24 protein-coding genes are annotated in these 23,978 nt (G+C 42.6%); 3 read left to right on the plus strand and 21 right to left on the minus strand.

The features are described from left to right. Window positions 1-14 precede the first annotated feature (14 nt). The 17 genes from BIW53_RS03520 to BIW53_RS03595 all read right to left on the minus strand — a co-directional run bounded on the left by BIW53_RS03520 (window position 15) and on the right by BIW53_RS03595 (window position 17,220). Window positions 15-2,159 carry a glycosyltransferase gene (locus BIW53_RS03520; protein WP_070990434.1) on the minus strand — a complete coding sequence of 715 codons (2,145 nt, stop codon included), beginning with the start codon at window positions 2,157-2,159 and terminating at the stop codon, window positions 15-17. A gap of 103 nt (window positions 2,160-2,262) precedes the next feature. After that, window positions 2,263-2,388, minus strand: a complete 126-nt coding sequence (locus BIW53_RS21190) for a hypothetical protein (protein WP_281179861.1) — start codon at window positions 2,386-2,388, stop codon at window positions 2,263-2,265. A gap of 1,309 nt (window positions 2,389-3,697) precedes the next feature. Then, window positions 3,698-4,114: a F0F1 ATP synthase subunit epsilon gene (locus tag BIW53_RS03525; RefSeq protein ID WP_070990435.1), complete on the minus strand. Its 417-nt coding sequence runs from the start codon at window positions 4,112-4,114 to the stop codon at window positions 3,698-3,700. 14 nt (window positions 4,115-4,128) lie between these two features. Continuing rightward, window positions 4,129-5,514, minus strand: coding sequence for a F0F1 ATP synthase subunit beta (gene atpD, locus BIW53_RS03530; RefSeq protein WP_070990436.1), 1,386 nt, complete (start codon window positions 5,512-5,514; stop codon window positions 4,129-4,131). A gap of 32 nt (window positions 5,515-5,546) precedes the next feature. Then, a complete protein-coding gene (gene atpG / locus BIW53_RS03535; RefSeq protein WP_070990437.1) occupies window positions 5,547-6,407 on the minus strand; it encodes a F0F1 ATP synthase subunit gamma in 861 nt (286 codons plus the stop codon). Window positions 6,408-6,465: 58 nt separating this feature from the next. Further along, entirely contained in the window at window positions 6,466-8,007 is a 1,542-nt protein-coding gene (gene atpA / locus BIW53_RS03540) for a F0F1 ATP synthase subunit alpha (protein ID WP_070990438.1), read from the minus strand. Between the two features lie 14 nt (window positions 8,008-8,021). After that, entirely contained in the window at window positions 8,022-8,555 is a 534-nt protein-coding gene (atpH, locus tag BIW53_RS03545) for a F0F1 ATP synthase subunit delta (RefSeq protein ID WP_070990439.1), read from the minus strand. A gap of 15 nt (window positions 8,556-8,570) precedes the next feature. Next, on the minus strand, window positions 8,571-9,041 hold the full coding sequence (atpF, locus tag BIW53_RS03550) for a F0F1 ATP synthase subunit B (RefSeq protein WP_070990440.1): 471 nt from the start codon (window positions 9,039-9,041) through the stop codon (window positions 8,571-8,573). Window positions 9,042-9,098: 57 nt separating this feature from the next. After that, window positions 9,099-9,332, minus strand: coding sequence for a F0F1 ATP synthase subunit C (gene atpE, locus BIW53_RS03555; RefSeq protein WP_070988097.1), 234 nt, complete (start codon window positions 9,330-9,332; stop codon window positions 9,099-9,101). Window positions 9,333-9,386: 54 nt separating this feature from the next. After that, window positions 9,387-10,238 (minus strand): F0F1 ATP synthase subunit A, encoded by an 852-nt coding sequence (gene atpB, locus BIW53_RS03560; protein ID WP_070990441.1) that lies wholly within the window; start codon window positions 10,236-10,238, stop codon window positions 9,387-9,389. A 15-nt stretch (window positions 10,239-10,253) separates the two neighbouring features. Beyond that, on the minus strand, window positions 10,254-10,634 hold the full coding sequence (locus BIW53_RS03565) for an ATP synthase subunit I (RefSeq protein ID WP_070990442.1): 381 nt from the start codon (window positions 10,632-10,634) through the stop codon (window positions 10,254-10,256). Window positions 10,635-10,773: 139 nt separating this feature from the next. Beyond that, window positions 10,774-11,700: a ParB/RepB/Spo0J family partition protein gene (locus BIW53_RS03570; RefSeq protein WP_070990443.1), complete on the minus strand. Its 927-nt coding sequence runs from the start codon at window positions 11,698-11,700 to the stop codon at window positions 10,774-10,776. Window positions 11,701-11,715: 15 nt separating this feature from the next. Then, window positions 11,716-12,501 (minus strand): ParA family protein, encoded by a 786-nt coding sequence (locus BIW53_RS03575; protein WP_070990444.1) that lies wholly within the window; start codon window positions 12,499-12,501, stop codon window positions 11,716-11,718. A 14-nt stretch (window positions 12,502-12,515) separates the two neighbouring features. After that, complete coding sequence (rsmG, locus tag BIW53_RS03580; protein ID WP_070990445.1) at window positions 12,516-13,136, minus strand: 16S rRNA (guanine(527)-N(7))-methyltransferase RsmG; 621 nt, start codon at window positions 13,134-13,136, stop codon at window positions 12,516-12,518. Between the two features lie 15 nt (window positions 13,137-13,151). Continuing rightward, window positions 13,152-15,041: a tRNA uridine-5-carboxymethylaminomethyl(34) synthesis enzyme MnmG gene (gene mnmG, locus BIW53_RS03585; RefSeq protein WP_070990446.1), complete on the minus strand. Its 1,890-nt coding sequence runs from the start codon at window positions 15,039-15,041 to the stop codon at window positions 13,152-13,154. Between the two features lie 423 nt (window positions 15,042-15,464). Next, window positions 15,465-15,911 carry an FMN-binding protein MioC gene (gene mioC / locus BIW53_RS03590; RefSeq protein WP_070990447.1) on the minus strand — a complete coding sequence of 149 codons (447 nt, stop codon included), beginning with the start codon at window positions 15,909-15,911 and terminating at the stop codon, window positions 15,465-15,467. A 517-nt stretch (window positions 15,912-16,428) separates the two neighbouring features. Beyond that, a complete protein-coding gene (locus BIW53_RS03595) occupies window positions 16,429-17,220 on the minus strand; it encodes an isocitrate lyase/PEP mutase family protein (RefSeq protein ID WP_070990448.1) in 792 nt (263 codons plus the stop codon). Between BIW53_RS03595 and BIW53_RS20830 the strand changes: the two genes are divergently transcribed. Beyond that, the gene (locus BIW53_RS20830; protein WP_175442086.1) at window positions 17,203-17,376 is read left to right on the plus strand and encodes a hypothetical protein; all 174 of its coding nucleotides are present in this window, start codon (window positions 17,203-17,205) and stop codon (window positions 17,374-17,376) included. The two genes, BIW53_RS03595 and BIW53_RS20830, sit on opposite strands and share 18 nt — an antisense overlap. Continuing rightward, window positions 17,369-18,139: an EAL domain-containing protein gene (locus BIW53_RS03605; RefSeq protein WP_070990450.1), complete on the plus strand. Its 771-nt coding sequence runs from the start codon at window positions 17,369-17,371 to the stop codon at window positions 18,137-18,139. Before BIW53_RS20830 ends, BIW53_RS03605 begins: the two co-directional genes overlap by 8 nt. Before the next feature lie 48 nt (window positions 18,140-18,187). Here BIW53_RS03605 and mnmE read toward each other — a convergent pair whose 3' ends face one another. Further along, window positions 18,188-19,552: a tRNA uridine-5-carboxymethylaminomethyl(34) synthesis GTPase MnmE gene (mnmE, locus tag BIW53_RS03610; protein WP_070990451.1), complete on the minus strand. Its 1,365-nt coding sequence runs from the start codon at window positions 19,550-19,552 to the stop codon at window positions 18,188-18,190. Between the two features lie 131 nt (window positions 19,553-19,683). Here mnmE and BIW53_RS03615 point away from each other — a divergent pair, with 131 nt between their 5' ends. Then, entirely contained in the window at window positions 19,684-21,915 is a 2,232-nt protein-coding gene (locus BIW53_RS03615) for a winged helix-turn-helix domain-containing protein (protein WP_070990452.1), read from the plus strand. Here BIW53_RS03615 and BIW53_RS03620 read toward each other — a convergent pair. Genes BIW53_RS03620 through BIW53_RS03630 form a run of 3 tightly spaced genes read right to left on the minus strand, consistent with a single transcriptional unit; the run spans window position 21,891 to window position 23,875 of the window. After that, window positions 21,891-22,679 carry a hypothetical protein gene (locus tag BIW53_RS03620; RefSeq protein ID WP_070990453.1) on the minus strand — a complete coding sequence of 263 codons (789 nt, stop codon included), beginning with the start codon at window positions 22,677-22,679 and terminating at the stop codon, window positions 21,891-21,893. The two genes, BIW53_RS03615 and BIW53_RS03620, sit on opposite strands and share 25 nt — an antisense overlap. Continuing rightward, complete coding sequence (locus BIW53_RS03625; protein ID WP_245699343.1) at window positions 22,672-23,157, minus strand: TlpA disulfide reductase family protein; 486 nt, start codon at window positions 23,155-23,157, stop codon at window positions 22,672-22,674. Before BIW53_RS03625 ends, BIW53_RS03620 begins: the two co-directional genes overlap by 8 nt. 22 nt (window positions 23,158-23,179) lie before the next feature. Beyond that, on the minus strand, window positions 23,180-23,875 hold the full coding sequence (locus BIW53_RS03630) for a cytochrome c biogenesis protein CcdA (protein ID WP_245699344.1): 696 nt from the start codon (window positions 23,873-23,875) through the stop codon (window positions 23,180-23,182). Window positions 23,876-23,978 lie beyond the last annotated feature (103 nt).

A 23,978-nucleotide genomic window follows, 5' to 3' on the forward strand; every position in this document is an offset into this window, starting at 1 on the left:
GACTCCCTTTGTTATTACGATACTAAAAGCAATTCATTCGAGTGGAAGAATTCCAATGCCTGCTTAAGGTCATCGCCACAACCAGTGATACCTGTTTGAGTTTCGAAACTGTCTAATAACTGTGCAAATGTCGTCTCACCTTTCATTAGCTCTATTAACATTCCCGCTGCTGGGTTAAGTGACAGCAACTTCACCTTTGGTGATGTTGGTATAAAATACATAACCATAGCAGTTACTTTAGACTCAGCATGTGCAGGAACATCATCTTCATCAAGTTGCTCAATAATTTGTGCTAAGTCAAAATCAAGTTTTAACAAAGTAGCTGAATCAACAAGCTTAATTTTGGTGTCGTTCTCTATTTTAGGATTCGGCAGTTGCTTGATGTTAATATATTCAAAATCATCTTGATTAGTTGTTGTAAGGTTCAACTGATTTCGAATATTTTCGAAGCGAATCAACTCCGCTGTATAATTTGGAATATCATCTTCAGAGCCATTAATACTATCTTCTAAAAACTGGCCAAATTTAGAGACGAAAGCTAATTTTGTTTCTCCTGGATATGCAGGATTAACATTATAAAAACGTTCAAACAGTTTGAATAATGCTGGTTCACCAAGCACCTTTAACGTGTATTCATAACTAGATGAATTTTTTTTGAAATTCTTCATTTTAAGGCTAGATGCAAACTCAGCTAAGGCCTTTTTCTCGATGTTGCGTATTGCTTGTTTTTCTTCGTCTGTTAGCTGATATAAAGACTCTGCCATATCTGGGGCAACATCATTTAGTTTTCGAAATACGTCGTCTGTGTATAAGCGATTGACGAAAGATTGTAATTCCAGTGCGCTCATTTCTAATTCTCTTCTTTTTATATTTTCAAATGCTTCAGTAAATTTATCGCTAATTGATTCAGCTACTTCTTCAAAAGATGGGTAGAAATCCTTTGCGACTTCATAGCAGTTAGCACCAATTTGCTTAGCTTTATCAGGGAAATCTAGGACAAAGCCAATTTTCTCAGCCAGTGCATCTGTATCTTGGGGGTCTACTACAAGTAAATTTTCATCTGGCACAAGAGCATCTTTCACACGCTGCTTATCATAAATTTCTTCAGATACAATTAGGCATTTACCACAGCGCATAACTTCAACTGCAACACCAGGCATATGAATAGGAATGGAAAAGTCACGCTCTAAAAAGCAAACCGTGTCACACAGATTGATGAACTCAGGTACCTGCCAATGAGGCATAAATGGCAACCAAATGGTGTTTTCTTCAATACCAGCTTCTTTTACTTTATCAATGAACTCTATTAGCTGACGTTCATGACCATTGGTTAGCGCTAAGAAATTAAACTTTTTACCACGTTTCTTTAATTTACCTAAAGACTCGATGAGATCGTAACTACCTTTACTAATACCTATCTTACCGTAGATACCAATAGTGCCAGCATTACTATCATAGTTCTCATATCCAAATTGCTCTCTAAGCATTGAATAAATTGGTTTTCTCAACGCATCTTTTGTGTTGAGTAAATACTGTTCTAAATTAAGTGCCGTTCGATCTGGGTTATAAATAAATTCAGGACAAGTCGGTGGCGCGAAAGGCATAACATTGTATGGATCAACACCTGCATGATAGAAACGGCGAGTAGTAGAGCCACTAGAAAAAATAAATGCAGCCTTGCTGAATATTTCATGATAAAGGGTGTTTTGCTCTGGGTTCTTTAGTAGTCGTCCTACGTCACTGCCCGCATGTTTTAAACCAAAAGGCACGCCTGTTGCTTGTGAAGTAACATAAGCCGCAACTCCATATGGCTCAAAGTAGTGACCAAGAATAAAGTCGCACTCATATTTACGCACGACATCAATAGCTATGTTTGAAAGCTTTGATACGAATGGATTAGCGTAAGGGATGTATTGATACTTCGCTTTTTCATTTGTGTAATGGATATGCAGATTATCCTTTACATCAGCAAATGGAGTACCTGACATATCATCAGGAATACGCCCCAATGTGATTCTAAATTCTTCTTCAGTTTCAGTTCCATTGCTGATCAGGTGCACCTGATGACCTTGTTTAGCCAATGCATAACATAGCCAGAAGTTTAGCTGTGCTACCCCCCCTTGAATTGGTGAAACTTTTCCTATTATACAAATGTTCATTAATATGCCTTTTAGTACTTTTTATTATTGATTGTTATTACTTCACTCGATGTAATTGAAACCGTAAAAGAGGCGTATATCACGCCTCTTTAACTGCTAGCGATTACAGTTGTGCATAGTGGTAACAGCCTGAACAACCAGTACAACCACCACAATGACCGCCTTGAAGAGACGCATCGTTTTGGCTAGTAGCTTGAGCTGCTGCAAAAATATTGTTTGAAAAAGACATAATTTATTCCTTATTATTTAGGGTTTATTTAAAAATGATTGGATTCAAATTGCATGTTCTTGGTAACAACATATGCCCGAAAGTTCACTGTCACCGGTGTGACTTGTAGTCTGAGCAGATGTGAAAATACTATTTGAAAAAGGCATTACTTAACCTCGATTGATTAAAAGACTGCTTCTGCATGACAAGAGCGACAACCTTTACAACCAGCGATATCTACATCGCCAACACTCTGACTAACTTCAGCAATGATAAATAGTGAATTAGACATAATTTATTCCTTATAATTTAATAGGTTATTGGAACTTACTATGTACAACCTGCAGCAATACAAACTGGTTACATTTACGGCCACCGTTATTTAGCATTGCTTGATTGGTCATAGATTAAGCTTGTTCCTTTTTAAGTTTGTTTTTAAACAAGGCCATTCACGTGTGATATTCACATTCACCCTTGTTTATTTTTTGTGAGCTAACACACAACGTATTCGCTCAAATATCAAAAAATAGTATGAACCTGCTGATTGACTATTGTCGTTAAGACACGACTATCAACTACAAATACGACATATCGTTTGATTGGATATAATTTATGGGTACAAGAGAGAGAATGGAAAGTTAAGACTTGTTAAGTGTTATTAGCAAACCATCAACAACATATAAAATATTGAATTTAAAACTTTTATTTATAAATAGTGTTTTTTATAAGTGAATTATTGCACATCTCTTTTAGTGTTAGTCACACCATCACATTGTTGTTAATGTCAGGCGCATCACATCCATATAGAAAATGTTTAGCTAAGGTTAACATGGAAAAATGTGAACCATGTTTTTTAAGAAGCTCTGATGAAAGTGATGCTTAAATAACATAATGGCTAGTTAGTGAAGTAAACCGTAAGGAGCTGAAAAGCTAAGCATACCTGTATTCGAACCTTTAATTCCATACCCAATAGAAAGCACAAGCTATAAATGTATGTGCTACATAAAGCGCCTATCGGAACGATTTAGTTTCATGTGAAAATTCATATCACCTACAAGTAGGAAGAGACAGCTAGAATATCGCAGAAAAATAAGAGGATCAGACCAATTGAAAGAGTATAATTTGAGAACCCTTATCACCTACAGCCTAGCATTTTAAGAGCAAATATAATGTAGCTATTCTCCAAGCTCACCTGCCCTAGATAGGTTATTAAAATGAACTCACAGCAGAGCTATAAGTTTGACCTAAAGTATCGTCGCTGAGCCTATGTCTTGAAATAAAAAAACCCGCACTTTGCAGTGCGGGTTTTTTAAACCAGATAGGTTTGTATCTATTTACGCAATTCGCGGATAACTCGCAGCTGAGCAATAGCTTCAGCCAGTTGTACCGCTGCTGCATGATGGTCAAGTTCAGTCGTTGAAGTTGAGTCCATTTGCGCTTGCGCTTCACGTTTAGTTTCTTCAGCAGCTTGCTCATCTAAGTCTTCACCACGAATCGCAACGTCCGCTAGAACAGTTACAGTTTTCGGTTGAACTTCAAGCGTACCACCTGCAACGTAGATGATTTCTTCTTTACCATCTTGCGTCACTAAACGTACCATACCAGGTTTTAGGCCAGTCAATAGTGGGGCGTGACCCGGGTGAATACCCAACTCACCTTCACTACCGGTCACTTGGATCGCAGCCGCTTCACCAGAGAATACACTCTGCTCTGCACTTACTACGTCAAGATGTACTGTCAATGCCATATCAACCCCCTAAATTACATGTTTTTAGCTTTATCAACTGCTTCGTCGATAGAACCAACCATGTAGAAAGCTTGCTCTGGCAATTCATCAAAGTCACCGTTTAGGATGCCTTTGAAGCCTGAGATAGTGTCTTTCAGTGAAACGTATTTACCAGGTGCTCCTGTGAATACCTCAGCAACGAAGAACGGCTGAGATAGGAAACGCTGGATTTTACGCGCACGAGATACAACTTGCTTATCTTCATCAGATAGCTCGTCCATACCTAGGATAGCGATGATGTCTTTAAGTTCTTTATAACGCTGAAGAACTGTTTGAACACCACGTGCTGTATCATAGTGCTCTTGACCGATAACTTGTGGGTCAAGCTGACGAGATGTTGAATCTAGTGGGTCTACCGCAGGGTAGATACCAAGAGATGCGATATCACGTGAAAGTACAACTGTTGCATCTAAGTGCGCGAACGTTGTAGCTGGTGATGGGTCAGTCAAGTCATCCGCTGGTACGTATACCGCTTGGATTGATGTGATTGAACCAGTCTTAGTAGAAGCGATACGCTCTTGAAGTACACCCATTTCTTCAGCTAGTGTAGGCTGGTAACCTACCGCTGATGGCATACGACCAAGAAGTGCTGATACTTCAGTACCTGCTAGTGTGTAACGGTAGATGTTATCTACGAAGAAAAGTACGTCACGACCTTCGTCACGGAACTTCTCAGCCATAGTAAGACCCGTCAAAGCAACACGTAAACGGTTACCCGGTGGCTCGTTCATCTGACCGTAAACAAGCGATACTTTATCAAGTACGTTTGAATCGTTCATTTCATGATAGAAGTCGTTACCCTCACGAGTACGCTCACCAACACCTGCGAATACTGAGTAACCACTGTGCTCGATTGCGATGTTACGGATAAGTTCCATCATGTTTACGGTTTTACCTACACCGGCACCACCGAATAGTCCAACTTTACCACCTTTAGCGAACGGACATACAAGGTCGATTACCTTGATACCTGTTTCAAGTAGTTCAACTGAACTTGATTGTTCTTCATATGAAGGCGCAGCACGGTGAATAGACATACGCTCTTCTTCACCAATTGGACCTGCTTCATCGATAGGCTGACCTAACACGTCCATGATACGACCTAGGGTCTTAGTACCAACTGGAACCATGATTGGCTCGCCTGTGCCTTCTACTGATGTACTACGACGTAAACCGTCAGTAGTACCAAGTGCGATAGCACGTACCACACCGCCACCTAACTGCTGTTGAACTTCTAAAGTCAAACCAGCTAGGTCGCCTTCTGTTACTTTTAGTGCGTCATATACGGCTGGCACGTTGTCTTGTGGGAACTCGATGTCCACAACGGCGCCGATAATTTGGACGACCTTACCTAAACTCATGTCTATTCCTCTCGTTAAACTTTGCCGAAGCGTTATACAGCTGCTGAGCCACTAACAATCTCACTGATCTCTTGTGTGATTGCAGCCTGACGCGCTTTGTTGTATACAAGTTGCAGCTCATCCATCAGGTCGCCTGCGTTATCAGTTGCGGCTTTCATCGCAACCATACGGGCAGCCTGTTCAGAGGCAGCATTCTCAACTACGCCTTGGTAAACTTGTGACTCAATAAAGCGTACCAGTAGCGTTTCTAAGATCGCTTCTGGGCTTGGCTCATATAAGTAGTCCCAAGCGTAGCTTGATACTTCTTCTTCAGCTTTTGGCAAAGGCAATAACTGATCGATTACGGGCTCTTGCTTCATGGTATTTACAAACTTGTTGTATACCACGTACAAACGGTCAATTTTTCCTTCAGCGTATGCATCTAGCATTACTTTAACAGGACCAATTACGTCCTGAATTGAAGGGGTATCTCCTAACCCTGCTTTTTTAGCAAGTAGTTGACCACCAAAACGTCTAAAGAAACCAGCAGACTTGCTGCCGATGGTTGCAAACTCTGCGTCTACACCCTTCTCTTTCCACGCTTTTACGTCTAATGCCACTTTTTTGAACTCGTTTGAGTTCAAACCGCCACATAGACCACGGTCAGTAGAGATAACAATATAACCAACTCGTTTCACGTCACGTTCTGCTAAGAACGGATGACGGAAATCAAGGCTAGCTTGAGCAACACGACCGATCACTTTGCGTAAGTTCTCAGCGTATGGACGGCTTGAAGCCACACGGTCTTGCGCCTTCTTCATTTTTGAAGCGGCAACCATTTCCATTGCGCTGGTGATCTTCTGAGTATTCTTGATACTCCCGATCTTGCTTTTAATCTCTTTTCCGCTGGCCATGACTCTCTCTCCGAATCAAGGTGAGTGTTAGCGATAACCCTCACCAAGCATAACTAAATTACCAAGTTTGCGTTGCTTTGAACTTCTCTAGAAGTTCTTTAAGCTGCGCTTCGATCTCAGCGTTGTAGTTACCTGTTTCATTGATTTGAGCCATTAGCTCTGCGTATGTGCTGTTTGCAAAACCGATAAGCGCTGCTTCAAAGTCACCGATCTTGTTTATTTCGATGTCTTTTAGGTAGCCTTTTTCAGCTGCAAATAGTGACAGAGACATTTCAGCAACAGACATTGGAGCGTACTGTTTCTGCTTCATTAGCTCAGTTACGCGCTCACCGTGCTCAAGTTGTGCACGAGTTGCATCGTCAAGATCAGAAGCGAACTGAGAGAACGCCGCTAGTTCACGGTATTGAGCTAGCGCTAGACGGATACCACCACCTAGTTTCTTAACGATTTTAGTTTGCGCAGCACCACCTACACGAGATACCGAGATACCAGCGTTAACAGCTGGACGGATACCTGCGTTGAATAAGTCAGTTTCTAAGAAGATCTGACCATCGGTGATTGAGATAACGTTGGTAGGTACGAATGCAGAAACGTCACCACCTTGAGTTTCAATGATTGGCAATGCCGTCAATGAACCTGTTTTACCTTTCACTTCACCGTTAGTGAACTTCTCAACGTAATCAGCGTTAACACGTGATGCACGCTCTAGAAGACGTGAGTGAAGGTAGAATACATCACCTGGGTATGCTTCACGACCTGGTGGACGCTTAAGTAGCAATGAGATTTGACGGTAAGCAACAGCTTGCTTAGACAAATCATCATATACGATTAGCGCATCTTCACCGCGGTCACGGAAGTATTCACCCATAGTACAACCAGCAAATGGCGCTAGGAATTGTAGCGCTGCTGATTCAGAAGCTGATGCAACAACAACGATAGTGTTTGCAAGTGCACCGTGCTCTTCTAATTTACGTACTACGTTAGCAATAGTAGAAGCTTTTTGACCAACCGCTACGTACACACACTTAACGCCTGTGTCTTTTTGGTTGATGATAGCATCGATTGCTAGTGCAGTTTTACCAGTCTGACGGTCACCGATCACAAGCTCACGCTGACCACGACCAACAGGGATCATCGCATCGATAGACTTATAACCAGTTTGTACTGGTTCATCTACTGATTGACGCTCGATTACGCCTGGTGCGATTTTTTCAACTGGTTCGAAACCGTCGTTCTCAAGTGCACCTTTACCATCGATAGGCTGACCAAGTGTGTTTACAACACGACCTAGTAGACCACGACCAACAGGTACTTCTAAGATACGACCAGTCGATTGTACTTTTACGCCTTCTTTAAGGTCTGCGTATGGACCCATTACTACTGCACCTACTGAGTCACGCTCAAGGTTTAGTGCGATAGCATAACGGTTGCCAGGAAGCTCGATCATCTCACCCTGCATACAGTCAGCTAGACCGTGGATGCGGATGATACCGTCAGTAACAGATACAATTGTACCTTCGTTACGAGCTTCACTTACAACTTCAAACTGTTCAATACGTTGCTTGATCAGCGCAGAAATTTCTGTGGAATTAAGTTGCATGCTCTTTTTCCCAATTACGATTGTAGTGTAGTAGCTAAGCGGTTTAGCTTGCCGCGTACTGAGCCGTCGATGACTGTGTCGCCAGCCTTAATAATAAGGCCGCCAACCGTGCTTTCATCAACACTACAATTTAGCTTAACTTTGCGTGCGAAACGTTTTTCAAGTGCCGCTACTAGATTTGTTTGCTGCTCTGGTGCTAACTGTGTTGCAGAAATCACATCTACGTCGATTTCTTTGTCATATTCTGCTTTAAACTCAGCATATAACTGTGCAACCGCTGGAAGTGCAACCAAACGACCATTTTCAGCCATCACCTTAATAAGGTTCAAAACTTGGTCGTTGATTTGCTCAGCACAAACTTGAGCGAAAACCTCAGCTTGTTTTTCAACAGAGGCGCTGCCTGCTAGGAAACGCGAGATTTGCTCATTCTTTGCTACTTCACCAGCAAAGAAAAGCATCTCATTCCAAGCTTCAACAGCTTTTTTTTCAACAGCAAACTCAAAAGCCGCTTTAGCGTAAGGACGAGCGATAGTAGCCAATTCAGACATGCTCATACCTCCTTATTACAGCTCAGCGACAAGTTTTTCAACGATGTCACTGTGTGCAGCTTGATTGATTTCACGTTCTAAAATCTTCTGTGCACCAACCACAGCCAGAGTAGCAACCTGCTTACGCAAGTCTTCTGTCACACGGTTACGCTCAGATTCAATTTCAGAGTGCCCTTGAGCAATGATTTTCTCACGCTCTTGCTGACCACGCGTGGTTTCTTCATCCACGATCAACGCAGCGCGTTTTTTCGCTTGCTCGATGATTTCAGCCGCTTGAGATTTTGCTTCTTTTAACTGCTCAGCAGCCTCAAGACGCACACGCTCAAGCTCTTTTTCCGCTTCGTCAGAAGCAGCAAGACCGTCTTCAATTTTCTTTTGGCGAGCTTCAATCGCACCGTTTAGCGGTGGCCATACATACTTCATGCAGAACCATACGAAAACGATAAACGCGATTAATTCACCCAGTAGAGTGGCGTTTAAGTTCACAACCGCTCCTCCTCAAATTAGTTGTTCGATAAACAAATTGGCTTATAAAACCAGTAATTACATTACGAACAACAGTACCATTGCGATACCAACACCGATCATAGCGATCGCATCGATAAGACCAGCAACGATGAACATTTTAACTTGAAGTTGAGGTGCAAGCTCTGGTTGACGAGCAGCAGACTCTAGGAATTTACCACCAAGAGTACCAAAACCAATTGCAGTACCCAACGCACCTAAACCAATTAGAAGTGCAACAGCGATATATTTAAGACCTAGTACGATTTCCATTATTGTCTCCGATTTATTTAAATTTAAAGTTAATGAATTTGGTGTTTATATCTATTAATGATCCGACGTTGCCATGCTTAAATAAACAACGGTCAGCATCATAAATACGAATGCTTGTAATACGATAACTAGGATGTGGAATACCGCCCAGATAAAGTGTAATGGTAACTGGAACAAGCCAATTGATGCGATGATGATAAAAATCAATTCACCCGCAAATAAGTTACCGTGTAGACGCAGCGCCAACGAGATAGGGCGAGCAATCAATGTAATAAATTCCATCACGAAGTTCACAGGGATAAGTAACGCCTGAACAAACGGGTTCTTAGCCGTGAACGGGTGAAGTGTTAGCTCTTTTACAAAGCCCATTACACCTTTGGTACGGATGGTATAGAAAATGATTAGTGCGAATACACCCAGTGACAACGCAAACGTTAGGTTAACGTCTGTAGTAGGTACCACTTTCATGTATACATCATGAGGATCCATGCCCATAGTCGCAGCACCAATTTGCCCTGCAGCAAATGGAAGGAAGTCAACCGGGATCAAATCCATCAAGTTCATCAGAAATACCCAAACGAAAATTGTTAGGGCTAGAGGAGCGATCAGTTTACTCTTACCGTGGAAGGTATCTTTCACGTTCGAGTCAACGAATTCAACGATCATTTCTACGAAGCATTGCATTTTACCTGGCACGCCAGTGGTCGCTTTATTAGCGGCACTTTTGAAAATCCAGATAAAAACAAGACCTAATAGAATTGACCAAGCCAAAGTATCTACATGCCAAGTCCAGAAACCAGCCTCACTACATGCCTTATTAAATGCAAGACCTTGATCGGTCGTACACATTTTGGCATTCGTAAGGTGGTGCTGAATATAGCCTTGTAAGCTTTGTTCTGCAGCCATTGTTTTTCCTAAAAGTTAATGATTAAAAAAAATCGATGTACACCAATGCACGATGGTTACGATGATAAAACTAACAAACAACCATAACGGCTCGACTGCTAGGACTTTAAATGCCACCAAAAATAGTGCAGTAGTTAACAAAAATTTTAACCCAGCGCCTCGTTTAAACGATTTGTGCACTTGGTTTGCCTTGCTTGCGCCCATATAACGAAAGGCATAAACGGCAAATACTAAATTGGGAAGCACGGCTATCACTCCACCGGCTAGTGCCGACTGAGCTGCCAAAGCTCCCCAACATACAAAAACGATAACTGCGATGGCTAACGCCACGGCTCCCTGATATAAAACACCTTTTAGTGCGGCACGCCGATATGGGCTTACTAACGATTGAGTCACTTTTAGTTAACCTTTAATGGCGTAAAAATTAATCAGGGTCTTAAAACTGGCGAAATTATACTTATATTTGGTGATTTTGCAACTTGATGCGACAAAATGTGGCGCTTTTTCGACACCACATTTGCCTATTATTCATGCATTAGGAAGGTTGCTGCATGTCTGACTGGATGCGACCTAAGATACCGTCTAGTTCATCCAAATTGGCATATGAAATAACCAATTTTCCCTTGCCTTTTTGGTTATAATTAATTTCCACTTTAGCGCCCAAATTTTCGGCTAATTGTTGTTCTAACAATTTGACATCTGGATCTTTTTCTTTTGGCTGTTTTTTATCCATAGGCTCAAGAATATTGCGTACCAACTTCTCTGTTTCACGCACAGTCAAAGCTTTGGCCACCGCGGTTCTTGCAGCTTCAGATTGCTCTTCACCGGTGAGGGCTAATAAGCAACGCGCATGACCCATTTCAATGTCACCATGCTCCAACAAAATTTTAACATCGTCATTGAGATTATTGAGTCTGAGTAAATTAGTCACTGTGGTACGCGATTTACCCACTGCATCGGCTACTTGCTGATGCGTTAGCTCAAATTCGTGTAGTAATCGGTCTAAAGCAACCGCTTCTTCCATCGCGTTGAGGTCTTCACGTTGAATGTTCTCAATTAAGGCAATTGCAACGGCAGCCTCATCAGGCACATCTTTTAAAATGCATGGTACAACATCAAGTTCAGCCAGTTGAGCTGCTCGCCAACGGCGCTCTCCGGCAATGATCTCAAATTGTTTATCAGCAACAGGGCGCACTACGATTGGTTGCAGTACCCCTTGTGCTCTAATAGAACTGGCTAGCTCTTCTAGCGCTTGCTCAGACATATCTTTACGCGGCTGATACTTACCTGGATGCAAAAACTCAATAGGGATACGTTTTAGCTCACCATCAAGTGACAACTCACCCGAGCTAGGTGCTTGTTGCGCTTCTTCCACTTCGACAGGTTCAGCGCTTACTGGTGGCTTTGAAGAGCTAAGTAAGGCATCCAAGCCTCGGCCTAAACCGCGTTTTTTTACCGACATGTTGTTATTATCCTCTTAGGCAACCGCTGCGGATTGTTTTTCTTTACGACGTAACATTTCGCCTGCCAAAGCCAAATACGCTTTTGCACCGCTAGATGCCCTATCATAATACATAGCTGGCGCACCAAAACTTGGGGCTTCAGCTAAACGCACATTACGGGGGATCACGGTACGATATACTTTATCACCAAAATGTTGTTTCAGTTGCTCAGATACATCATTGGCTAGGCGATTTCGCGGATCATACATGGTGCGTAAAATCCCCTCAATTTGTAATTCAGGGTTCACTAACTTAGCCAATTGGGTAATTGTGTCCATCAATGCAGTGAGGCCTTCTAGTGCATAGTACTCACACTGCATGGGAACTAAAATTGAATCCGCTGCCGCCATGGCATTAACTGTCAGCATATTTAAAGAGGGCGGGCAGTCGATAAAAATAAATTCGTACTTATCTTGAATTAACTCAATGGCGTTACGTAAACGTACTTCACGGGCGAATAATTCCATAAGTTTAACTTCGGCCGCCGTTACGTCTCCATTGGCAGCAATAAGATGATACTCACCAGATGTCTCTTTGCAGATCACATCATCAATGGCTTGTTCTTCGATCAGTAAATCATAGATGGTTGCTACGTCGCCATATTTGTCGACACCACTTCCCATCGTCGCGTTACCTTGCGGGTCTAAATCAATTAATAAAACCTTGCGCTTAGTTGCCGCCATCGAGGCTGCTAAATTCACAGCCGTGGTGGTTTTGCCAACGCCACCTTTTTGGTTTGCAATTGCAATGACTTTTGCCACGTTGCCCTCGAATACTAATCTTTTGAAAGAATGATTAAATGTCGCTCTGCATCTAACTCTGGCACGCTAAGATGAATATCCTGTTGCAAGGTGACCCCCGCAGGCAGTTGTTCAAGTTCTTGTGCCGGAAATTGGCCTTTCAATGCCAAAAAATGGCCTGATTGGTCGATTAGGTGTCCACACCAATCAACCATATCCTGCAATGATGCAAAAGCACGGCTGAGTACACCATCTAATTTAACACTTGGCTGATATTCTTCAACACGAGACTGCACTGGTGTGACATTATCCAAGCCAAGCGCATGTTTTACTTGCATTAAAAAACGTACACGTTTGCCTAAACTGTCTAATAATACAAACTGTGTGTCGGGCAAGGCAATAGCCAATACGATGCCAGGTAAACCCGGTCCGGTACCAACATCAATGTAATGCTTACCGTTAAGGTGTGGCGCCACAACTAAAGAGTCCATGATGTGTTTTACCATCATTTCTTTTGGGTCGCGTACTGAGGTTAAATTGTAAGCTTTATTCCATTTATCTAATAACTCAACATATTGCACTAATTGCGCTTGTTGATGTTCACTTAGCGCAAGTTCCGTTTGCGCTAACAAAGAAGTCAGTTGTTGCTGTAACACAGTATTCCTATGCTGCTACGCAGACTTGCGCAGTAGCCCTTGCTTTTTCAGATACACTAATAATAGCGAAATAGCGGCTGGGGTGATACCAGAAATACGCGAAGCTTGACCAATGGTTTGTGGACGAGCATCTGTTAGCTTGGCAACGACCTCATTTGAAAGGCCACTGACAAGAGAATAATCATAGTCTTCTGGCAGTACAGTTTCTTCATGACGCAACTGCTTATTAATCTCATCTTGCTGACGTGCAATGTAGCCCGCATATTTAGTTTGGATCTCTACCTGCTCAAGTGCTTGAATATTTGGAGAATCAGATCCCAAACCTTCTATAGCCATAAGGTCGTGATAATTCACTTCAGGGCGGCGGATCAAATCTTCCAAGCTTGCTTCACGAGCTAGAGGAGTTTTTAGTAGCTCGTTAACCTGTGAAAGAGCTGGGTGATCTTTATGGATCCATGTTGATTTAAGGCGCTGTAACTCTTGCTCCATTACTTCTAGCTTATTGTTATAAGCGGCCCAACGCTCATCATCAACAAGACCAAGTTCACGACCTTTTTCTGTCAACCTTAGATCAGCGTTATCTTCACGCAGCAATAAACGATATTCAGCACGGCTGGTAAACATACGATATGGTTCTTTCGTACCAAGCGTCGCCAGATCATCAATAAGTACACCGGTATATGCCTGATCGCGACGAGGCGTCCAAGCATCTTTACCTTGCACTTGAAGCGCCGCGTTCATACCTGCGATCAACCCTTGTGCTCCAGCTTCTTCATAACCCGTTGTGCCGTTGATCTGACCGGCGAAGAACAGGCCATTGATAAACTTAGTCTCTAATGATTGCTTTAGATCTCGCGGATCAAAGAAATCGTATTCTATTGCGTAACCTGGACGACAAATGTGTGCATTTTCAAACCCTTTGATAGAGCGAACTATTTGCAGCTGTACATCGAACGGTAAGCTTGTAGAAATACCATTAGGGTAAAGTTCATATGATGTTAAACCTTCTGGCTCAACAAAAATTTGGTGCTTTTCTTTATCAGCAAAACGAACAATTTTGTCTTCTATTGAAGGACAGTAACGAGGTCCAATGCCTTCGATAACCCCAGCATACATGGGCGAACGGTGTAAATTTTCACGGATCACATCATGAGTTTGCTCATTGGTGTAAGTGATAAAACAAGGGATCTGTTTTGGATGATCTGACACCTTACCCATAAATGAAAATACAGGTGTCGGGGTATCACCAGGTTGTTCCTGCATAACCGAAAAATCAACTGTACGGGCATCGATACGCGGAGGTGTACCAGTTTTTAAGCGATCCACTCGAAATGGTAGTTCGCGCAAACGCTTAGCGAGTGCGATTGAAGGAGGATCACCCGCTCGGCCACCTTTGAAGTTTTCCATACCAATATGAATTTGGCCACCAAGGAAAGTACCAACCGTTAACACCACGGTTTGCGCGCTAAAACGTAGACCCATTTGAGTAACTACGCCTTTGACTTGATCTTGTTCAACAATTAAATCATCGCATGACTGCTGGAAAATTTTTAAATTTTCTTGATGTTGCAAAATGTCTTGAATTGCAGCTTTGTAAAGAGCTCTGTCAGCTTGAGCTCTTGTAGCTCTAACAGCTGGGCCCTTAGATGAATTAAGTGTTCTAAATTGAATACCACCTTTATCGATGGCCTTTGCCATAGCGCCACCTAAGGCGTCTATTTCTTTTACTAGATGTCCTTTACCAATCCCACCAATTGCAGGATTACATGACATTTGACCTAGAGTATCCATATTGTGTGTTAACAATAAGGTATTCATACCCATGCGAGCAGCAGCTAACGCAGCCTCTGTGCCTGCATGTCCACCACCAACTACAATAACGTCAAAATGTTCATGATAAATCATTTACGGGATCCTACTTAAAAACAACCAGCAAATTTTGAAAGGGAGCGTATTCTACCTAGAAATGCTCAGAAGTGAAATGTTTAAATAATGAGCAACAAAGAAAAACCTTAAACTTGATCACTTAATATATATAAGGATCTTTTTAAAGATCTTTTATTAGATCTTACTACTAGTGATCGCATGATCTGTGGGTAAGGCTATATAACCCATTTATATCAATGGATTATAGCAGATCAATTGATGTGAATTAGATCGGATCTAACAGCGTACAAGCTCTGATCAAAACGGCTATTTATACACAGGCATAGATCCAGTCATATTTATCCCATGGATAACTAGGGCTAGATCCCCTGTTAGATCAAGTGTTATCCACAATACGATCTTATTTCACTTAAAATTGTGAATAACTTATGTAAAAGATCGTTATTCGCTTTGAGGTAGCTTCTCTAGTAACAGAGGTAACCACGCCAATGCCGTATCTTCGGGCAATGCATCGTCAAGCACATCAATCTCTAGATTGGCTAATAACTGCATTGATCCTTTATTAACAAGTAGTTGTGAGCAATTTTTGGCTGCAAAGTTAAAAGTATCGTAACTAGTGTCTCCAATACCCACTACAGCAAACTGGATTTGATCTAACTTATCTTGTTGATCTAACTCACTTATAAAAGATAACAAATTATCCGGATAATCACCGGCACCATATGTTGAAGTTACCACCAGCCAGATCGGGTGAATAATATCACTGAGTACTGGCTGCTCATGAAGAGCTACACCAATGCCTTGATCTTGCAGGGCTTCTTTTAGCTGCTCAGCAACATACTCAGCCGAACCCATTTGGCTACCAACGATGATCTCTATGTGCTGCATAACTTCTGCTGCCTAGTCACGAATGCCGACATCATAATGACCTGTGACAAGAAGTAAAGTGCAGATCACTGGGTTTGGATAAATTAATCTGGCTAGTTTGCAGCCGATTGTGGATCTATTTCTCCAACCTATTAATAAATAAAGAATAAATAAATTATTCCTAGCACAGTTATCGTGTGAAAATTGTGGATAAGCTGGCAGTATGCTTGCAGTAACCTAGGCTGACTTGTAGACAATCATGAGTTATTTCACGGTGAATTGATCTAATTCTCTTAATTTAACTGTCTGGCAGCTCATGTGGATAGTGCTGATGTGTATAAACTATAAGAGATGAGTTTAGTGCGCAACTTGTCAGATCTATCAGTATCGATCCATATAAGAAAATAATCTAAAAACAGACTAAAAAGATCGCTAAAGGGCGATTTAGCACTAGCAAATAAAGTTATTTTTATAGGAGGTGCTGGTTTATCGCCCAAAAGGTGCTGTGTTTTTGTGCTCCATCACTTTTGGGCAAGGGCTAAAATGGTAATGCGATCGAATTATATTGAAATAAATCGCGATGATCTGAGCTATTTAGTGTTTTGCTAGCCTGTTTTTGTATGAGGGCTATACAATTGTCGGAGAGTATATTGCCAAATGATAGCCTTTTTACACCTAGATTTTGCAGCGTTTCGCTATTACAGCAAGGGGCTAGGGTTAATATATTTACGGGGATCGGTAGTTGTTTGCATAGGCTTTCGATCAAGCTGTGATCAGATAAACCAGGTACAAACACGCCATCAACACCTACATCTGCGTAGGCTTTAGCACGCTCTAATGTGGCTCCAAAGTAATGTTCTGGTAGCAGAGCTGTGTCAATACGGGCGTTAACAAATAGCTGAGAGTAGCCAGCTTTGTTTAGGGTGTTTTTGATTGCGCTTAAAATTTTAGTTTGGCTATCCACCCGACGCAGCTGGTCTGTTATTTTGCTGCTATCTTCGATATTGATACCTACCGCACCAAGTTTAGCAACTGCTAAAACATGGTCGCAAATAGTCTCAATATCATCTGAAAACCCTGATTCAAGATCTACACTTACTCCTATTTCAACAGACTCAATGATTTGTTTGGTTTGTGCTAGAAAGCGCTCGAATGAGCAGGATTCACCATCTCGCTGCCCACGCACGTTGGCCATGCCCCAACTTGTGGTGGCAATTGCTGTACACCCGGCTTGTTCTAGCAGCCTTGCACTGAGCGGGTCCCACGCATTTAGCAACTTAAACAAAGTTGGTTGCTTATGTAGATGATGAAAATGTTGATATTTGTTCATGGTATTAGTGCTCCATTTGTTGATATGGCACGTATCATAGTTTTGAATATTCATGTGTTCTTGCCAGATCTGGAACTAAACGTTAAGTTGCCAACCTGTCGTATGAACGCTAAGCTCGGCATAGATATTGAGCGTAAGGAAAGGTGCGATGGATAAACCAGACGAGATCTGTCAAAAAGTGGGGTGTGCAAATTGCCGCAATGAGCCAACCCTTAGCTTTGATTTTTCAATGGCATTTCAACCTATAGTGGAATGTGAAGGTAGAAAAATATTTGGCTATGAGGCTCTGGTACGAGGGATGAATAATGAATCTGCATGGTCGATTATTTCGCAAGTCAATGACAATAATCGATATGCTTTTGATCAACTCTGTCGTGTGAAAGCGATAGCACTGGCCGCTAAGCTCGATATTCAACAGTTTTTGAGTATTAACTTTCTACCTAACGCTATTTATAAACCTGAACGCTGTATTCGCACCACGTTAGAAGCTGCTAAGAAGTATGGCTTTCCTACCAGTCGTATTATGTTTGAATTTACCGAAGTCGAAAAGGTGGATGATACCAAGCACATTAAATTAGTAGTTGAGTATTATCGTTCATTAGGCTTTTTAACTGCCACTGATGACTTTGGGGCAGGCTATTCAGGATTAAACTTACTGGCCGACTTTCAAACCAATATTATTAAATTAGATATGGCATTGGTTAGAAATATCCACAAAGATAAATCGCGCCAGACCATAGTGAACAACTGTTTGAGAATGTTTCAAGAGCTTAATATTAGACCGCTTGCTGAAGGCATTGAAACTATGAGTGAATATCAATGGTTACGTGATGCGGGGGTTTCATTGATGCAGGGCTATCTATTTGCTCGACCAAGTTTTGAAAGCTTGCCAGAAGTTGACTTTTCTTTGTTGAACTAGACTAGAGAAGTACAAACCAGAGCATTCCCTGGTTTGTACTACACCCAGTTATTTACCGATACAGAATGAGCTAAAGATCTTACCCAGTAGGTCATCAGAGGTAAACTCACCGGTGATCTCGTTGAGGTATTGCTGTGTGAGGCGCAACTCTTCTGCGAGAATCTCTCCTGCTATGTGCATTTCCAACTGCGTTTTGCCTATATCTAAATGTTCCGCTGCGCGCTCCAGTGCGTCGAGATGGCGGCGGCGAGCCATAAAACCACCTTCAGTGGCACCTTGATAGCCAATACAGGCTTTTAGATGATCGCGTAGCAAATCTACACCCTCGGTGTTTTTGGCACTTAAACGTAAAACTGGGTACTCACCTTGTTGGCACATACCAGATGCTTCAGCGGATAAATCAATTTTATTGCGAACTACTGTGACGGCCATACCTTGTGGTAGCTGCTGCATAAACTCAGGCCAGATCTTGGAGGGATCGGTTTCGTGGGTATCGGTGCCATCGACCATGAAAAGCACATGATCGGCTTGGCGGATTTCATCCCAAGCACGCTCGATACCAATTTGCTCTACTTTATCCGGGCTTTCACGTAGGCCTGCGGTATCGATGATGTGTAGCGGCATACCATCAATATGAATATGTTCACGCAGCACATCACGGGTGGTACCCGCGATGTCTGTTACAATAGCCGCTTCTCGACCAGCTAAGGCGTTGAGTAGGCTTGATTTACCTGCATTCGGTCGACCAGCTATCACCACGCGCATACCTTCACGCATGATGCTGCCTTGCTTCGCTTGCTTACGTACTTCGCCTAGTTGTGTGATGATAGCGTTGAGATCACCACTAACCTTGCCATCAGATAAAAAGTCTATTTCTTCGTCTGGAAAATCAATTGCGGCCTCAACGTACATACGCAGATGGATCACTTTTTCCACCAGCATATTGATATGTTTAGAGAAATCACCTTGTAAGGAGTGCAGGGCGCTTTTAGCTGCTTGTTCGCTGGTGGCGTTGATCAAGTCAGCGATAGCTTCTGCCTGAGTGAGATCCAGCTTGTCGTTCATAAAAGCACGTTCAGAGAATTCACCAGGTTGTGCCAGACGTACTTTATCTATTTGGCAAATCTCTTTGAGTAGCATGTCGATAACTATTGGACCACCATGGCCTTGCAGTTCTAGTACATCTTCACCTGTGAAAGAGTTTGGGCCTTTAAAAAACAAGGCAATACCCTGATCCAGTTGCTCGCCTTGTAAGGTATTAAATGGCAGGTATTCTGCATAGCGGGTTTTAGGACATTTTCCTAAGATCTGCTCAGCAACGGTTTTCGCCAACGGGCCCGATACGCGAATGATCCCTACACCGCCACGTCCAGGGGCAGTGGCTTGTGCGACAATAGTATCTTGTGAATTCATGGTGATATAAAACTTGCTATTACGATAAAGGCGAATTGTACAGCAAAGCGGCAAACACAGCCATTAGCTAGCATGACATATTGGTTGTGCTGTACTATGAATATATCAATCGGCAAGGGAAAGTCATCTTTGTGTATCAATTCAAGCGGTTTACATTCGATCCTAGCAGAGAGCTACTGAGCGACCAGGTTCACACCAATACACTTCGCCCTAAGGTTGCCAAGCTCTTACAATATTTTCTACAGCATCCAGAGCAATTACTTACAAGAGAACAAATACTCACCGAGCTTTGGCAACATGGAGAATATAGGGATACTGCACTGACACAAAGTATTCAGGAATTACGCAAGATTTTAGGGGATGATGCCCAGCAGCCGGAGTTTATAAAAACCGTTCCACAAAAAGGATATATATGGATTGCGCCAGTGCAAACCGTTGCCATACCAAGTGCTAAGTGGATGATAAAAAATAAGTGGATATCTATTACCATAGCGATTGCACTGAGCTTTTCGGTGATCGGGAGTGCAATTTGGTATATAGAGTCGCCTCCATGGGTCAAAACAGACCACGTAAACGTATTATCATTGCCGCATATCTACATCGCGCCGGTAAAAAATCTGACAGGACAAGGGCAGTTAGATTGGTGGGGATTTGCTTTGCAGCAACAGCTTAAGCAAGCCGCCAGTCAGTATTTTTTGATTGTTGATGAGGTATCCGTCGTCGGCCTACCATTTGCTGATGTGATGCAAGGTGCTGCGGATGTAGGGTTTAGCGCAAAGCTTACACAACAACAGCAACGCTATGTTTTACACTATCAGATTAACCGTCGTGGTCAGTCTCCACAGAAAGGACAGCTTGTGAGTGAAGACTTACAAGCACCTATAGATGAGGTAGTGAATCAATTGGTGGTGCAGCTCAGTGAGCGAACCGAAGCAGTATCTACGGAGAATATCTCTGATAATGCGCAATCTCGACAGAGCTACCTTAGTGGACTACATGCGTTGAGCTATCAGGGAGTTGGCAGTGCTATCCCTTATTTCAAAGCGGCGCTTATTTATGACACAAATAATCAGGCTGCTCGGTTAGAGTTAGCGAATGCACTGTGGAAAACAGGTCTATGGCGAGAGTCGCTTGAGCATTTTGAAGCGATGGAAAATGTCGATACGAGAAGTTATTTGGCCGCACGTTATCATCTTTATTTCGGTCAATATTGGCTTAATATGGGTAAATATGACCGGGTTACGCCACTGCTTAAGCGCTCTATGGAGATAGCACGTGCGCTCAATCATCAAAGACTATTGGCCCGAGGTTATCAACTACAAGCTGATCTAGCTTGGTTGCAGCTAAACTGGCAAGCACATAGCAAAGCCATGCATAGCGCGAAGGTGCTGATAGGAGCGGGGTCGTTGAGTCATTCAGAGTCACAACGCGCATTCTACTTGGCTAACCCGCCACAAGCGGGAGTGGAGCAAAGCGCTGAACTGGATATGAGCGAAAATCTGGCCGTGGTGCAAAAGGCCATTCGCTACTATCAGCAGCAGCAACAATATGCTCCGCTTATGCTGAGCTATTTCGCCTTGGGGCAAAATTATCTGGCACCGTTGGAGGCAAGAGAGCGAGCGCTTAATCAAGCATTGCAAATGGCGGATTCGCAAAACAATCAGTACATAAAGAACAACATATTGCTTTATATGGCTTTTTATTACATCCAGCTTCATGATGGTGATGCTGCTCGGCACGCTTTGGCACAACTAGAGCCTGACGATAAGCCTCGAACAAGCCTGCAAGTAAAGGCCTTGTTTTTGCAGGCTATGGCCAATATGGACACCGTACTGCAAGATACTTCGCCAAGCGAAGAAGCTCTAGAGCAAGCGTTAACCCAATTTAAGCAACTTATCAGTCGAGAAGATATTGATAAGGTAACGCAGGCAAGCGCACAACTGATGCAAGCATGGCTACTAATAAAACAACAAGAGGATGAACGGGCGAAACCATTGCTGGTGGCGGCAGGTTCGACGTTTGAGCAATTAAAGTTAACAGATAGCCTCAGCTACGTGCGTTATACTCAGATGTATATACAAGTTTCTCAGGGACATTATCAACATGCTATCGCTATGTTAGGAGCGGCGCCTACGCAAAAGCTTGAAGCGCTTTATGGTAGCTATGCGCTGGCTCATCTAGGGCAGTATAAAGCAGCAATGAAGCAGTTGCACACGGCCAAACAACAGTTTGCATCGCAATGGCAAAAACAAGATGACCTTTTTGAGCGGGTGGTCGCATCAGCTAAAAGTGAAACATTACTCCTCACGCTGTTGCCACCACCGTATAGTGTTTACTGTCAATCAGAATGGCTACTTGAATAAGTTCTCAGCAGTGTTTGCTCAGGAGCCATTGCGCCGCGATAGATTACTTGATGATCTTTATCGAGGATCAACCAATAGGGCAAACTTTTAATACCGTAGCGGCGAAATAGCGCGTTGTGTTGATCAAATAATACAGGGTGGTTTACTCGTAACCGTTTTTGATAGCTTTGCACATCTTCTAAAGAAACATAAAACGGTTTAATGACGGTGAGTTTTTCCATTGTGTCTGGGGGACTTATTTCGTTGTGTTGCATTGCTTTGTGTTCACAGTGGGGTAGATGGCGAGCTGGACAAAGCGCATCAGAAAATAATATCAACCGTGTTTTTGTCGAGTCTGCTTTAAAATCATGTTGTCTACCACTGAGTGAATATAGCAGTAGGTGTTGTGCTTCAATCGCTTTGTGCTCATCGTTAGGAAGTGATGGAGGCGTTGCCAAGATGGCTTTATCTACCATTTTACCGCGTTTTATCTGGACTATCGTGGGGGTACTGCGTACCCCGTAGCGGATCCCAAGAGTATTGTTTTTATCTATTTGTAAAGATTGATACTGAGGGTGAGTATTTACAAACTTTTCTATATCCGACTGGGTAACATTCATATCTAACTGCATAAAATGACGGGGATATTTACTTTTTGGCAAGGAACTCGGTGGGATGTATTCGCCCCATATATCAATAAAGACTAATTCGTATGTATCATCTGAAGTGGCTTTGCTCGCACAGCTTAGTAATAGAAAGGCTATTAATATCAAATCTCTAGTCATGACTGTACTCCTTTGGTAAATACGCCGATAAAGCTCGCTGTAATGATTCATCGATTAACGCTGAGCGGTATATCTCATTCCCGTGTTCATCAAGCAATATATGAGTGGGGGTGCCAATAACGTTAAAATTACGGGTGATACTGCCATCATGGTCAAAGAGTGTGGCTATCTGATAGTCATGCTTGTCTAAAAAACGTTTAACCAGCTGTGGTGATTGGTTGAGCCCGATGTTGATAGATAGCACTTCCAAACTTGGATCCCGGTCGTTATACAAACGTTCTAGATGTGGCATTTCTTCAATGCAGTAACGACACCAGGTGGCCCAAAACTTTAAATATGTCACTTTACCTTGGGTATTAACGGGTGTGCCTTGGAGCGTTGTGCCTTGAATAGAGCGCTCGTGAACGCCTGACTCGGCACTCAGAACTTGGCTACAAAGCCCAAGCAAAAGTGAAAAGGTTATATAGCGAATTTTCATATGTTGGTTCCTTTGATGGATGTTAAAAATAGAGATTCTGGCCCGCTTTAATAAGATAGAACTGCGCCATGAAAATGAGGATTAGCGCAAAGATATTGGGAGCAAGAGTGAGCCATGGGCCTGACTTGGGTAGTCGGTTGAGTAGTTGCCCAAACGTTCCCGCCAAGAACAATAAGGCACTCATACCTAGCGCAAAGAAAAATAATAAAGCCCCACCTAACCAGAGCTGTTGTTGCTTGGCGACAAAGACCAAAAGACCTGCCAGTACCGGGGAAGTACAAGGTGCAGCTACTAATCCACTTGTTGCCCCCATCACAAAAGGTGTATGTGAGCGATGGGAGTGAGAAACAGGCAGTGTAGGCAATGTTAGCCAGCCTTTCATTATCGCGGCCATATACAGGAGTAGGTTGGCAAAGCCGATAAGCAACCAAGGGTTACTTGCTATCTGTCCAAATAGTTGCCCAGTTAGAGCAGCAAGCAATCCTAGCAGGGCATACAACAATGCAAAGCCCAGACAGTAAAGGCTGGCGTTACCTAACGCTGAGGATTGATTGTTTGATGTGGGCGCCAATGTGGCAATAGTGATTGGCAGTAGTGGATAGATACATGGTGATAGGCTGGCAAGTAATCCAGCGCCAAAGGCGATAACAAGTAGCCATCCATTTTGGCTTGGAGATGCAAGTAGTGTTAATAAATAGGTGTCGAATTCACTCATCATAAGTGCTCTATCATGGATAAAATTGGATGAGGCGAGTATTTAGAAAAGCAGAGGTAGGCACCATCAAAATGGCATAAAATCGCTATAAAATAATATCAAATAG

This window comes from Pseudoalteromonas byunsanensis (assembly GCF_001854475.1).
Taxonomy (GTDB): domain Bacteria; phylum Pseudomonadota; class Gammaproteobacteria; order Enterobacterales; family Alteromonadaceae; genus Pseudoalteromonas; species Pseudoalteromonas byunsanensis.